Consider the following 12,720-nt stretch of genomic DNA (forward strand, 5'->3'; position numbering starts at 1 on the left):
TTCGGACGCGGCCGAGGCGGCGGGAGGAGCGGCGCGATCTCATCCCAGAGATCATCGGGGAGAAGCAGTCTGGCCATGCCAAACCAACGCTGAAAACCAAGCTCGGTGCCGTTCTGTTAGGCGTTCTTAGCCCCTGAATCGCAGTTTCAGCGTGTCCGCTTTGGCCGGTTTGCCTGCTCGAAGCGGACCATCTTGAAACCATTCTGTGCGGGCGAAGCCGGGCGTCAAGTTTCAACTACGTCCGCTTGATCGTCCTCTCGACGATGTCGCGCAACGATCGGATCTCTCCGTCGTCCAGGCTGTAACGATCGGTGAGCGCCTGAACGGCCGCCTCATACCCGGCGGTGCAGTACACAATTTCGAAGACCGGGTGACACAACAGCCCGCTGATGATCTCGTAGAGTCGGGCCATGGGGCACGCTTCTTTAAGCCGTTCGCGGCTTCCCAGGCCGGATGGATGGCTTGGAGACGGATCACCAGATATCGACGACCGATTCGGTCATCCGCCTTGTTTCACGTGTAAGCCCATCAAGTCCGTACGAGGTCGATCACGCTGGGCCTGTTCTCATTTGACGGTGCTTCGACGCGCCGCTGCACGCGTCGAACGCCTGTCGCGCCCGCTAATTTCCGTTCACCCTATTCTTAGCAAGCCTATCACCGGCGTACCGACGACCCTCCCCGCTGGCCTTCCCTTCCCCACCCCCGGGGCGGTACGCCTACCGCCGCCATAAGCTCCCCGCTGCCCCGCCATCCACTCAGCCGCTTTCGAGGCTCCCAGTCTAAAGGCAGACTTTCATAATCAATACTGTTCGTTTGTTCGAGCCTGCGGCTGGGATGCCTTAAGTCGTCCTTGAAATCTTAATGAACCCGAGCCACTTTTTACGCACGACTGCGTGCAGGCGCGGTACGGTCCGTTGGTTTAAGCCGGGCACGCCAGATGGAGCGCTCGACCAAATCTCCGATCACGCTCGCCAGAACTTCGGCGACAGCCTCGCTGCCGCGGGCGTTGAGAGTCCGCTGAGAGACGACCACGGAGAGCCGCCAGGATGGGGTCGGATCTACGATCGGGATGGCAACCATCTCTCCGCGCTCGATCTCCGCAGCCAATGCGAAGTGCGGCATGACAGTCGCAAACGCCTGAGCTCGCACCAGCTCTGCGATCGCTGGCAAGCTCTCGCAATCCGTAGCAACCGGTGTGACGTCGTGGCGGGCCCCAAGCTGCTCAATCACGACCCGAAGGACGTTCGGCCGCCCTGGAAGTACGACAGGTAAGTTCTGCTTGAAGACCTGTTCGAATTTGATTTCATGCTGCGCCGCCAGCGGGTGGGCTGCCGGGACGACGAACATCAGAGCCTCGACCATCATTTCGGTCCAAGCCACATGCTCGAAGGCCTTGTGGTCGTAGAGCAGCGCCACATCCAGGCGGCCGGATTGAATCCACTCGTCGAGCGTACCGCTCATGGCTTCGACGATGTGCAGTGTGATGTTGGGCAATGCCATCGCCATCGCGCGATGCAACGGCAGGGATAGGCCCCGGCAGGCCGACGTCGGCAGTCCGACCGAAATGCGCCCGCTCGGACTCGTCGATTGGGAGCGAACGCTTTCTTTGGCTCGCTCGACCTCCTGGAGGATACGTCGGGCATGCTCGTAGAATTTAAGACCCAGCTCTGTCGGTGTAACGCCCCGGGCATGCCGGAACAGCAACTCGATACCGAGCTCCTCCTCTAGATTTCGCATCTGCTGGCTGAGAGAGGGCTGTGCGATTCGCAAGACCTCGGCGGCCCGAGAGACATTTCCACTCTCGGCGATCTGCGCGAAATAGCGAAGCTGACGAAGATCCATGCTCATCCTATCGAATCTTCGGTAGCATCTGCGCAGCGCGAAGACGATGTCAAACTGCTCTAGCGCTGTGCAATTTGCGCAAGCTATGTGCACGAGGGCATATTTTTCGATGTGGTCACAGTGGCTTGGCGACCGTATCCTCCGGTATAAATCGCCTATGATTAATGCTCATAGGAAATTCCGATACCTTGTATCGGAATTTGGTCTTTGATGACGGCTGTATTCGCCGCGTAGCCTGACGTTAATTCGTCGAGCATCAGGGCCGAACCCGGGCTGCTATCTGGAAATCGGAGACCATAGCATGGATGCGCACAAGTATTTGCGCGGCCTCTCTCTGGCTGCCCCACTAATACTCATGATCCCGGATGCGGCCCTGGCGCAGCAGGAGCCGTGTATCGGCAACTCTGCAGCGATAACTGGTCCTGCGGCCTTCGGTGGACAGGCCATCAAGATGGGTGCCGAGATCGCCATCGACGAGATCAACGCCAAGGGTGGCGTTCTGGGCAAGCCGTTGCGCTTCGTACAGTACGACGATGCGGGCGCTCCGCCCCGCGGCGTCGACAACACTCGCCGCATCGCACTCGCTGACAAATGCGTGGTGGTTCTAGGCGGCTACCACTCTACCGTCTCGGTGGCGCAGGTCGAGCCAGTCCATGCCATCGGCATCCCGTTCGTCGGAGTGCTGGCCGCCAACACCCAGGCGATCGAGAACGGTCGCAGCCCGAACTACATGTTCCGCGTCTCAGCCAAGGACAAATGGGTCGCCCGCTTCCTGGTGGAACAGGCAGCGAAAGTTTCGAAGAGTGGCAAGATCGCGTTCTTCTACGAGAATACAGGTTGGGGCAACGGTGCGGTGCCGGATGTCAAGGCGGCGATCGCCAAGGCCGGCAAGGAGCTCGTCGCTACCGAGACCTTCAATTGGAACGATCAGGACATGACCCCGCAGGCGATCCGCGCACGGGACGCGGGCGCGGATGTGGCCCTCTTCTGGGCTCTCGACCGCGAGGGCAATCAGCTGGTCCGCTCGATGGACAAGGTCGGCTACAAACCCACCATCATCGGCGCCTGGGGCATCGCCGGCAATCTCGGCGAGCTTGCTGGCCCACTCGCTAACGGCATCGAGGTTGTCCAGACCTACAGCTTCATGGGTGACCTCGACCCGAAGGGTCAGGCGCTCTGGCAGAAGGTTCAAGCCAAGTACGGCCTGAAGGATCCCTCGCAGATCAAGATGGGCTCCGGCATCGCCAATACCTACGACGCAGTCCACATCGTGGCTCAGGCAATCGAAAAAGCTGGCGCTTATGATTGGAAAAAGGTCCGCGAAGCTCTCTACCAAGTCAAGTACGACGGCTTGGTCGCCAAGTACGACCCCGCCTTCGACGCCTCCGACCCAGAGCGGCAGGACGCGATCTTGCCGAGCTACTACAAGCTGACCGTCTGGTCCGATGGCAAGCTGCTGCCGATCGGACAGACCCCCTACGGTAAGACGAACTGAGGCACGCGCCTTTCACCCCTTCCCTAGCGGGAGGGCTGAGGCGGTTCGTCCGGATCCCCCTCGCCGGGCCGGACCGCCCCGACTCCGGTGAACGCTCTGCATGCTTCGCATTGAGAGGCCCGCGCAGTCATGACGACCGCCCTGCAGTATACCCTCTCGGGCCTGGCGATCGGGGGCATCTACGCCTTGGTCGCGCTCGGCTTCCACATCATGTGGTCGGCTGCCAAGGCCGTGAACTTTGCCCACGGCGATACTCTGATGATCGGCGCCGTGATCGCCGTAATGGGCCTTGACGCCGGCATTCCGCTGCCGCTCGCCTGCCTACTGGCAGTTCTGGCGGGGGGAGTATTCGGCGTCGTGCTGGAGCGCCTTGCGGTGCGGCCATTCATCGGCGCTAACGCCTCGATCGGCTGGATGCTCACCACCATCGCGGTTGGCATCATGGCGGAGTCTCTCGCCACCATGCAGTTCGGCGGCTTCTCACGCTCGCTGCCCTCGCCTGGCGTCGCCCGAGCAATCTCGGTCTTCGGAGCGGGCGTCTATCCTCAGGAACTGGTGATCCCGGCCGTCGCAGTGCTGGCGATGATCGGCCTGCACCTGATGCAGCGGCACACGCTCGTAGGGCGTGCGATGCAGGCGGTCGCCCACAACCGCCAAGCCGCGGCCCTTATGGGCATCGACGTCGACCGGATCGTGATGTTCTCTTTCGGTCTTGCCGCCCTGCTTGGCGCTGGGGCGGGCGTACTCGTTGCCCCCGTAATCCAGGCTTCGGCCAGCATGGGCGTGCTCCTGGGTCTCAAGGGTTTCGCGGTCGCGATCATCGGCGGGATCACCAGCGGGCCAGGCGTCGTCGTGGCCGGCCTCGCTTTTGGCATCATGGAGAAGTTCGTCGAAGGCTACGTCTCGACGGCGGCCCGCGAGATCGTCGGCTTCAGCGTGATGATCTTGGTGCTGCTCGCCTGCCCTCAGGGCCTATTCGGTCGCCGGGAGATCTTCAAGGTATGAAGGCGCTCCACCTCCTCGGCTTCGCGCTATTCGCCGCGATCCTCGTCGCCGTGCCGTTCACCTCCGGCAACGAGTACGAGCTACGCCTGTTCATGCTGTTCCTGATCTACGGCTTGATCGCGGTCGGTCTGAACGTCCTGGTCGGCCTCACCGGCCTCGTTTCGCTCGGGCAGGCGGGACTGTTCGCACTTGGATCCTATGCCGGTGCGATCCTGGCGATCCGTCTCGGCCTGGACCTCGTGCTCGCGAGCCTTGGCGCTGCTGTCGTGGCGGGGGTCTTTGGCGCGGCGCTCGCTTATCCGAGCGTGCGCGTCCGCGGCGTCTATCTCGCCGTGGTGACGATCGCCTTCGGACTCATCGTCGAGAACGTCGCGATCGAGTGGCAGGGGCTGACCGGCGGCACCACCGGGCTCAGCGGCATCCCAGGCCCGAACCTACTCGGTTACCCCCTATCGGGTTACGCCTTCTACGCCGTGCTCGCAGTCACCCTCTTCCTGGGGACGCTCGCGACGCACAACCTGAAGCACTCTGGCTACGGCCGGGCGATGCTGGCTGTCTCTCAGAGTGAGACCGCGGCGCGCAGCCTCGGGATCGGCGCGACTGGCATCCGGACGCTTGCCTTCGCGGTCGCAGCTGTGACGGCGGGCGTGGCCGGCAGTTTCTATGCCTTCCTCAACGCCTACATCTCGCCCGACATTTTCACGTTCTCGGATTCCGTTCGCTTCCTGCTGATGGTGATCCTGGGCGGAGCAGCCTCGACCTTCGGGCCGGTGCTCGGGGCCTTCATCCTCACCTACCTGCCAGAGGTTCTGCAGCGCTTTGCTGAGTGGCAGAAGTTCGCCTACGGCGCGCTGCTCCTCGCCGTGATGTTCGGGCTGCCAGGCGGCATCCTCGGCACGCTCGGCAATGTCTACGCCCGGCTGCGCCCGGGTCCGCGCGGTGTCGACCCGGCTGACGGTACGTCCGCCACCGCGATCCTGGCTGGGCGTGCACCCGCCGCGCTGGAGACGAACGGTCTCACCGTCCGCTTCGGTGGCCTGACGGCTCTCGACGCGGCAACTGTCCGGGTCGCTCCCGGTGAGATCCACGCCTTGATCGGTCCGAACGGTGCCGGCAAGTCAACTTTCATCAACACGATTTCGGGTTTCTACCGGCCGAGCGACGGTGGTGTGCGTCTCGACGGCACCGAACTCGCCGGTCGGAAGGTCCACGACATCGCCCGGCGTGGCCTGGCCCGTACCTTCCAGAACACCGAACTGTTCGGACAGATGACGGTGCTGGAGAACGTTATGGTCGGCGGCTTCCATCATCTTGGCTACGGTTTGCCGAGCGCGATCCTGCGCACGCCCCGCTTCCACCGCGAAGAGGCTGCTTGCCACGCCGCAGCCATCGGCCTGCTCGACTTCGTCGGCCTCGCGGACGCGGCTAACGAGCAGGCGCGCTATCTGCCCTTTGGCCATCAACGCCGTCTGGAGATCGCCCGGGCGCTCGCCACACGACCCCGCCTGCTTCTCCTCGACGAGCCCGCCGCCGGCTTGACCACCGGGGAAATCGACGAGCTGGAGGTCATGATCCGCAAGATCGCCGGACTTGGCGTGTCGGTGCTGCTGATCGAGCACCACGTCGACCTGATCATGGCGGTCGCCGATACCGTGACGGTACTTGACTATGGTCAGATCATCGCGAGCGATCGGCCGGACATCGTGCAGGCCGATCCGCGGGTGATCGAGGCCTATTTCGGCGGCCCTTCCACCATCCTCAGCGAGGAGGCTGCTTGATGACCGACGCTCCCCTTCTCTCGGTCGATGATCTGGAGGTGCGATACGGCGCGGTCACCGCGCTGCGCGGCGCCAGCTTGAGCGTACGCCGCGGCCAGCTCGTCGCTGTGATCGGCAACAATGGGGCCGGCAAGACTTCCCTGATGCGCGGCCTCACCGGGCTTGTGCGGCCGAGCGCCGGGCGTGTCCTGTTCAAGGGTGAGGAGATCACGCGGCTTCCCGCCCACGCCAAGGTGGCCCGTGGCCTCGTGATGGTGCCGGAGGGGCGGCTGATCTTCCCCGACCAGACGGTCGAGGACAACCTCATCCTGGGCGCCTATGCTCACGGCGGTCTGAAGACGATGCGGTCGAAGGAGACCCTGGAACGGTCGCTCGCCCTGTTTCCGCGGCTGCGTGAGCGTCTTCGTCAGCCCGCAGGCAGCATGTCGGGCGGCGAGCAGCAAATGCTGGCCATCGCCCGCGGCTTGATGGCCGAGCCCGACCTCCTCGTCATCGACGAACTCTCGCTCGGCCTCGCCCCCCGGATCGTCGAGCAACTGATCGGCGTCCTGCGCGACCTCAACCGGCAGGGCCTCACCATTCTTCTCGTCGAGCAGCTCGCATCCTACGCGCTCGCCATCGCCGACCACGCCTTCGTGGTGGCACAGGGGCGCGTGGTGCGGGACGGCCCGAGCGTGCTTCTCGCCCGCGATCCGGAGGTCATGGAAACCTTCCTCGGCAAGAAGAAAGCCGCCTGAGAACGACACCTCGAAGACCTGATCCGACGCGGCACCAGGCGGCGCTGCGAACGGTCTCTCATGCCCGATAAGGAACCGTCATGCCCCAGCGCGTCGTCGACCTGAGCCTCCTGATCGAGGACAACATGCCGGCCCACAAGCTCTTTCAGAGGCCGGTGCTCACCACCCATCTCAGCCACGAGAGCTCCGCTGCCCTTGGACTCGGCGTCCCCGGCGACGCAATGACGTTCCAGACGAACTTCATCGCGATGCTCGACCATGTCGGCACGCACGTCGATGCGTTCCTCCACGTGAACCCGAACGGCCAACCGGTCGACGAGATGCCGCTTGAGATGTTCATGGGTAAGGCGGTGTGCTTCGACCTGCGCCACATCCCCGACCTCGGCGACATCACGGTCGCCGATATGGAGGCGGCTGAGGCCAAGAGCGGCGTGAAGATCGACGGTCACATCGTCCTGCTCTGCACCGGCTTCCACGCTCGCAACTACCCGGGGCCCGACTCGGTCTGGAAGAACCCGCTGCTCACCGCGGAGGCAACCAAGTGGCTGCACGCGCGTGGCTCGAAGATGCAAGGCGTCGAGGGTCCCTCCACCGACAAGCCGAGTGACAACGTTTTCGCCCAGCACCGTCTGTGCCGAGACCTCGGCTTGAGCCATTGGGAGTGGCTGGTGAACCTGGAGGAACTCCTGGGCAAGGGCGAGGTCCAGTTCTTCGGCGTGCCCCTGAAGTTCAAGGGCGGGTCCGGCTCGCCGGTACGCGCCTTCGCCATCGTCAACGACTGACTCGATCGCGGCGCCTCTTGGGCGCCGCCCAAGACGGGAGGGTGGATCGATGACGGCCGAATTCGACTTCATGACCGCGCTCGAGTTGCGCCGGCTCGTCGCGACGCGCTCGGTCTCGCCGGTCGAGCTGACTGCGCGAGCCCTCTCGCTGGCAGAGTCCAGCCAAGCGACGCTAAATGCCTTCTGCCACCTGATGCCGGACGAGGCCCGCGCCGCCGCCCGGCGGTCCGAGGAGGCGGTGATGCGCGGCGGAGTCCTCGGGCTCCTCCATGGTCTACCGGTCTCGGTGAAGGATCTGATCGCGGTAGCAGGCGCGCCCTATGCTTCGGGCTCGCGCGCCATGGCGGGCAATATTGCGGCCGCTGATGCCCCCTCCGTCGAGCGGCTGCGGGCTGCCGGTGCGATCATCATCGGCAAGACCACGACAAGTGAATTTGGGGCCAAGCCGGTGGGCGACTCGCCGCTCACCGGAATCACCCGACATCCCTGGAATCTCGAAAAGACGCCGGGCGGATCGAGCGCCGGCGCGGCCGCCTCGGTGGCGGCCGGGATCACGCCGTTTGCCGTGGGGACGGACGGCGGCGGATCCTTGCGCATCCCGGCCTCGCTCACCGGGCTCGTCGGACTCAAGGCTCAGTTCGGGCGCGTGCCGGTCTGGCCAACATCGGCGACGCCGACGCTGGCCCATGTAGGCTCCCTCGCACGCAACGTGGTCGATGCGGCCCTGCTGACGACGGCGATGTCCGGCCACGACCCGCGCGATCCCTTCGCGGTGGCTGGCCCGGTGCCCGATCTTCTCGGCGCTGCGCAAGCTTCTGTGGCCGGCCTGCGCGTCGCCTGGAGCGCGACCCTCGGCTACGCCCGTCCCGATCCGGAGGTCGCCGCGATCGCCCGCACGGCCGCCCTGGCGCTCGCCGACCAGGGCGCGGTGGTCGAGGAGATCGACACCGTCTTCGAGACCGACCCGGCAGATCTCTGGACCGCGGAATTCTACGCCGGCATCGGGACCAGGCTGCGCGGCATCCTCGAGACCCGCCGCGACCTGCTCGATCCGGCGGTCGCCGACGTGCTCGACGCCGCGCTCGCCCAGGAGATGCGTGGTTACTACGAGACGGTTTTCGCGCGCTACGCGCTGCGCGACCGCATGGTCCGCTTCTTTGCGGACCATGACGTCCTGCTCTCGCCGACCCTGCCGATCTCGTCCCTGGAGGCCGGCCGGAACATCCCCGAGGGGCTCGGCGACCGCAGCCTCGTCTCCTGGGCGTTCTACACTTATCCCTTCAACCTCACTGGTCAGCCTGCGGCCTCCGTCTGCGCGGGCCTTGCCGCGGACGGTATGCCGGTCGGTCTCCAGATCGTCGGCCGCACTCTGGGCGAGGCCGACGTGGTGCGGACGGCTGCGGCGATCGAGCGAACGCGGCCGCCGGGCTACAACATCCGACCAAACCAAGGCTGGTGAGAGGCCGTGCTGGTGGAAGCGGCCCAGGCCAGCGGCTCGACCGAGGGGCCCAATGAGCCCCTCGCCGCGCAACCCGTAGAACCGCATGCGCTAGACGCGCCCGGTGGTGCTGAGGATCTCTTGAACTTAGGCTGCTGAGATCAGGGCTGAGGCGCGCGACTGCAAACAACTCCGTTCTCAAGAAGATACCCATTCGAGCATCCGATTATTCGATCACCATCGGGCTGATGATGACACAAGTACAAGCGGGCCAGTTGCTTGAGAGCCTCGACCGGTCGGATTTCACGGCGAAGCACTGGCGCATGTACGTGACCGCCGCGCTCGGCCATTTGTTCGACGGCTTCGACATCAACATGATGGGCTTCGCGCTGCCCGGCATCGTCGCGGCCTTCACGCTGAGCCCGGCCGAGGCCGGCGTCCTGGCCTCCAGCGTCTTCATCGGCATGCTGATCGGCTCGACCTGTGTCGGCTTCCTCGCCGATCGGTTCGGGCGCAAATGGACGATGGTCGGCTCGATCGCTGCCTACTGCGTCCTCAGCTGCGCCGTCGCGTTCGCCTGGAGCCATGACTCGCTCCTGGTGCTGCGGATCCTTCAGGGCATCGGACTGGGCGCGGAGGTGCCGCTCGTATTCACGTACCTCTCCGAATTCATCCCGGCCCGCCGACGCGGGCTCATGCTCGCCTCGACCGTTGCGTTTTGGCAGGGCTCAAGCTTCATCGCGGCGATGGTCGCCCTCCTCGTCATCCCAGCGTTCACGTGGCGGGGGATGTTCATCGCGGGAGCCGTTCCCGGCCTCGTACTGATCGTGCTCTGGGCGCTTTTGCCCGAGTCCGTTCGCTTCCTCATCGCTCGCGGTCGCCTCGACGAAGCCGACCGCATCGTTGACGGCCTCAGCACTGTCGACCCGCGGACGCTGCCGCCGACCGTCCATCGACCGCCGGCCGAGCCGGCGCGCCTGAGCGCGATCCTGCGCGGCGGCTACTTCCGACCGACCGCGAGCATTTGGCTGATGCAACTCACCGGCGGGGCGGTGTTCTTCGCTGTGGCGATCTGGCTGCCGTCGATTTTCGCACGCATGGGCTTTCCGGTTGTGAAGAGCTTCGCCTTCACCGGCCTGATTGCGGGGACGGGCGCGCTGGGCAACATCGCGGGCGGCCTGCTGCTGGATCGCTGGGGGCGGCGCACGACCGTCCCGGTGTTTCTGTGCGTCGGTGGTCTCCTCATGTTCGCTTGGGGGCAGGCCACCGAGTCCTGGTCGATCCTTGGGCTCGGCGCGCTGACGGCGTTCTTCGCCTCGGGCGGTGCGGGTGGACCACTCTTCGCCTACACGAGCGAGGTCTACCCGACGCGGTACCGCGCCGTCGGGACGGGCTGGGCCGCGGCCTGGCAGCGGATCGGCGGGATCGTCGCGGCGCCGGCGCTCGGATGGATGCTGGGTAACGGCGCCCCCAATTACGCCTTCTTCACCGCCCTGGGCATGCTGCTGCTGATCGGAGGCGTCGGGGGCTACCTCCTCGGCTACGAGACCCGCGGTAAATCGCTGGAAGCGGTCACGGCGGAACTCTCCGGTACGACAGGTCAGGTCTAAGACGATGCCGCACTTCGAACGCGACGGACGCCGGCTGCACTACGAACTGCTCGGCCGGGGCGACCCGGTGATGCTGATCCACGGGTTCACAAACGCCGGCTGGTCCTGGATGAACCAGGTCGCCGCTTTGGTATTCGCCGGCTACAGCGTGATCGTGCCCGATCTACGCGGGCACGGCCTGTCGGATCCGGCAACCGACGTCACGACCGTGGACGATTTGACTCGAGACGTTATCGGGTTGCTCGACCATCTCGCGCTCGAGCGCGTCTCGGTCTGCGGGTTGTCGCTCGGGGGCATGATCGCGCTGACGCTCGCGCTCGAGCAGCCGCAGCGGATTGACCGGCTCGTGGTCGCGAACTCGCGGGCTGCGTTCAACGACCCGGCGACGGCGGATCTTGTCGCCGGCTGGGTAGAAATGTTTTGTCAGCCGGGCGGGCCACTCAAGCGTTTTCAGGCGACGTGGCCTGTGATGCTCAATGCGGCGTACCGGCAGAGCTCGGCCGGACGAGCGACCTTCGCGACGTGGTGCCGCTTAGCCGAGCGACACAACGGATCCTCGCTCGCGAACGTTGCCCTCGGCATGCGCGCGTTCGACGTCGCCGGTCGCCTTCGGACCATCACGCATCCCACCCTGGTGATCGCGGGCGAGGAGGATAAGCTGTTTCCGCCCGCCGTCGCGCGCGAGGTCAGCAACGCCGTGGCCGGTGCGCGGTTCACGGTCATTCCTGGGGCGGCGCATATCTCGTCTCTCGACAGCGCGGAGGCGTTCAATACCTGCCTGCTCGACTTCATCGCCGATTGATCGAGACCGCTGAACCCCTTGATGATGCCTTGCTGGTACGGGTGCTCCGCTCAGTGCGGTGGGACGTTCCAACCCGCTTGCTTCAGCCGGGCGCTGCCGGTCGGTCCCGTCACGAAGGCGATGAAGGCGCGTGCCGAACGCTGGACCTGAGTCCGCGTCGTGACGGCGGCGGCGTAGGGCGTACTCGCGATGAGGGCGTCGGGCAGGAAGCCCGCGAACGCCACTCCGGGTGCGTCGATGAGTTCGCTGGCTTGTGTCAGGCCGATCGTCGCCCTGCCCGAGGCGACGGCTGCGGCGACCTCGGCTCCGGTGGTGCAGAGAACGGCCTTCGCGTGCACCGCATCGATGAGCCCGAGTCGCGTCAACATCACGTCGAAGAAGGCGCCCGACGTGCCGCCACCCCTCGGATCGATGTAGGCCACGGTGGGTGCCGCGAGGAGCGTCGCACGAAAACCCGCCTCGCCCGTCAGGTCGGGGAGAGCGGTCCCAGACTTGACGGCGGCGCCGAGCCGCATGCGTGCGACTTCGACCTTGGTCTCCGCGCGAACGTCCCCGCGCGCGACGAGCGTGTCGACGCCGGCCGAGGCGGTCATGACCACGTCGGCGTCTTCGTGCGCGGCAAGCTTGGCGAGGACGCCGCCCGCATTGGTGATCGTCAGGACGAGGTGGTCGCCGGTCTGCCGCTCGAACAACGCGATGAGGTCGCGCAGGCTCGACGCGTAGACGCCCGTTGCGAGCACGCGGATGTCGGCGGCCGCCGCGGGCGTGCTCAGCACGGTCGTACAGCAAGCGATCGACAGAAGATGAGCTCGGCGCATGGCATCTCTCCTTGGGCGCGACGCCTCCGTCTCGCGGACCAGCGGGGCGCGCTTAATTTTGCAGCACGGAGCGCCGTGCTCCACAAACCGTGTGTCGCGTCCGCCGTTGTCTGTCCCTTATTGGGGGAGCCCTCCCCCGTCCGAGCGCGGCCCCGGTGATGCGGGACCCGGTGGTACCCGGACGCGTCTCCTCGCGGCATCGCCGCCCAATCGCCCGGGGGGCAGCACTCCCGGACGGTGATGCCGGGCTGTCGGCTAGATGGCGAAGAGCGGGCGGTAATCGAAGCTAGAGCCGTGCCCTGGCGGGTTGAATCGCGCGGGGTAGGCGATCTGGCTGGCGTGTGATTCACTGGATGGGCTTGTGATGGAGGATCGCCATGCCTTCAGCCCTGTCGGTGGATCTGCGCGAGCGT

Annotated in this window: 11 protein-coding genes; 8 read left to right on the top strand and 3 right to left on the bottom strand. The window is 65.4% G+C overall.

Annotated features, from left to right (window positions below):
* Positions 1 to 235: 235 nt before the first annotated feature.
* Complete coding sequence (locus FV242_RS34890) at positions 236 to 412, bottom strand: hypothetical protein (RefSeq protein WP_187278610.1); 177 nt, start codon at positions 410 to 412, stop codon at positions 236 to 238.
* A 467-nt stretch (positions 413 to 879) separates the two neighbouring features.
* On the bottom strand, positions 880 to 1,842 hold the full coding sequence (locus FV242_RS29215; protein WP_147897446.1) for a LysR family transcriptional regulator: 963 nt from the start codon (positions 1,840 to 1,842) through the stop codon (positions 880 to 882).
* Between the two features lie 301 nt (positions 1,843 to 2,143).
* Between FV242_RS29215 and FV242_RS29220 the strand changes: the two genes are divergently transcribed.
* The 8 genes from FV242_RS29220 to FV242_RS29255 all read left to right on the top strand — a co-directional run bounded on the left by FV242_RS29220 (position 2,144) and on the right by FV242_RS29255 (position 11,489).
* On the top strand, positions 2,144 to 3,337 hold the full coding sequence (locus tag FV242_RS29220) for an ABC transporter substrate-binding protein (protein WP_147908852.1): 1,194 nt from the start codon (positions 2,144 to 2,146) through the stop codon (positions 3,335 to 3,337).
* Between the two features lie 129 nt (positions 3,338 to 3,466).
* On the top strand, positions 3,467 to 4,342 hold the full coding sequence (locus FV242_RS29225; protein ID WP_147941361.1) for a branched-chain amino acid ABC transporter permease: 876 nt from the start codon (positions 3,467 to 3,469) through the stop codon (positions 4,340 to 4,342).
* Complete coding sequence (locus FV242_RS29230; protein ID WP_147908850.1) at positions 4,339 to 6,120, top strand: ATP-binding cassette domain-containing protein; 1,782 nt, start codon at positions 4,339 to 4,341, stop codon at positions 6,118 to 6,120. The genes FV242_RS29225 and FV242_RS29230 overlap by 4 nt, the downstream gene beginning before the upstream one ends.
* Positions 6,120 to 6,857 carry an ABC transporter ATP-binding protein gene (locus FV242_RS29235; RefSeq protein ID WP_147897450.1) on the top strand — a complete coding sequence of 246 codons (738 nt, stop codon included), beginning with the start codon at positions 6,120 to 6,122 and terminating at the stop codon, positions 6,855 to 6,857. Before FV242_RS29230 ends, FV242_RS29235 begins: the two co-directional genes overlap by 1 nt.
* Positions 6,858 to 6,937: 80 nt before the next feature.
* The gene (locus FV242_RS29240; RefSeq protein WP_147941362.1) at positions 6,938 to 7,639 is read left to right on the top strand and encodes a cyclase family protein; all 702 of its coding nucleotides are present in this window, start codon (positions 6,938 to 6,940) and stop codon (positions 7,637 to 7,639) included.
* A 49-nt stretch (positions 7,640 to 7,688) separates the two neighbouring features.
* Entirely contained in the window at positions 7,689 to 9,098 is a 1,410-nt protein-coding gene (locus FV242_RS29245; protein ID WP_147941363.1) for an amidase family protein, read from the top strand.
* Positions 9,099 to 9,325: 227 nt separating this feature from the next.
* The gene (locus FV242_RS29250) at positions 9,326 to 10,687 is read left to right on the top strand and encodes an MFS transporter (RefSeq protein WP_147941364.1); all 1,362 of its coding nucleotides are present in this window, start codon (positions 9,326 to 9,328) and stop codon (positions 10,685 to 10,687) included.
* Positions 10,688 to 10,691: 4 nt separating this feature from the next.
* Positions 10,692 to 11,489 carry an alpha/beta fold hydrolase gene (locus FV242_RS29255; protein WP_147941365.1) on the top strand — a complete coding sequence of 266 codons (798 nt, stop codon included), beginning with the start codon at positions 10,692 to 10,694 and terminating at the stop codon, positions 11,487 to 11,489.
* 50 nt (positions 11,490 to 11,539) lie between these two features.
* Here the strand turns inward: FV242_RS29255 and FV242_RS29260 are convergent, their stop codons facing one another.
* A complete protein-coding gene (locus tag FV242_RS29260; protein ID WP_147941366.1) occupies positions 11,540 to 12,307 on the bottom strand; it encodes a substrate-binding domain-containing protein in 768 nt (255 codons plus the stop codon).
* Positions 12,308 to 12,720: the final 413 nt, after the last annotated feature.

It is taken from the genome of Methylobacterium sp. WL64, from assembly GCF_008039945.1.
Classification (GTDB): Bacteria; Pseudomonadota; Alphaproteobacteria; order Rhizobiales; family Beijerinckiaceae; genus Methylobacterium.

What these genes read in the sequence shown, in the direction of transcription:
- FV242_RS34890 (WP_187278610.1), bottom strand. Translation starts at nt 412, where the DNA reads ATGGCCCGACTCTACGAGATCATCAGCGGGCTGTTGTGTCACCCGGTC.
- FV242_RS29215 (WP_147897446.1), bottom strand. Translation starts at nt 1,842, where the DNA reads ATGGATCTTCGTCAGCTTCGCTATTTCGCGCAGATCGCCGAGAGTGGA.
- FV242_RS29220 (WP_147908852.1), top strand. Translation starts at nt 2,144, where the DNA reads ATGGATGCGCACAAGTATTTGCGCGGCCTCTCTCTGGCTGCCCCACTA.
- FV242_RS29225 (WP_147941361.1), top strand. Translation starts at nt 3,467, where the DNA reads ATGACGACCGCCCTGCAGTATACCCTCTCGGGCCTGGCGATCGGGGGC.
- FV242_RS29230 (WP_147908850.1), top strand. Translation starts at nt 4,339, where the DNA reads ATGAAGGCGCTCCACCTCCTCGGCTTCGCGCTATTCGCCGCGATCCTC.
- FV242_RS29235 (WP_147897450.1), top strand. Translation starts at nt 6,120, where the DNA reads ATGACCGACGCTCCCCTTCTCTCGGTCGATGATCTGGAGGTGCGATAC.
- FV242_RS29240 (WP_147941362.1), top strand. Translation starts at nt 6,938, where the DNA reads ATGCCCCAGCGCGTCGTCGACCTGAGCCTCCTGATCGAGGACAACATG.
- FV242_RS29245 (WP_147941363.1), top strand. Translation starts at nt 7,689, where the DNA reads ATGACGGCCGAATTCGACTTCATGACCGCGCTCGAGTTGCGCCGGCTC.
- FV242_RS29250 (WP_147941364.1), top strand. Translation starts at nt 9,326, where the DNA reads ATGATGACACAAGTACAAGCGGGCCAGTTGCTTGAGAGCCTCGACCGG.
- FV242_RS29255 (WP_147941365.1), top strand. Translation starts at nt 10,692, where the DNA reads ATGCCGCACTTCGAACGCGACGGACGCCGGCTGCACTACGAACTGCTC.
- FV242_RS29260 (WP_147941366.1), bottom strand. Translation starts at nt 12,307, where the DNA reads ATGCGCCGAGCTCATCTTCTGTCGATCGCTTGCTGTACGACCGTGCTG.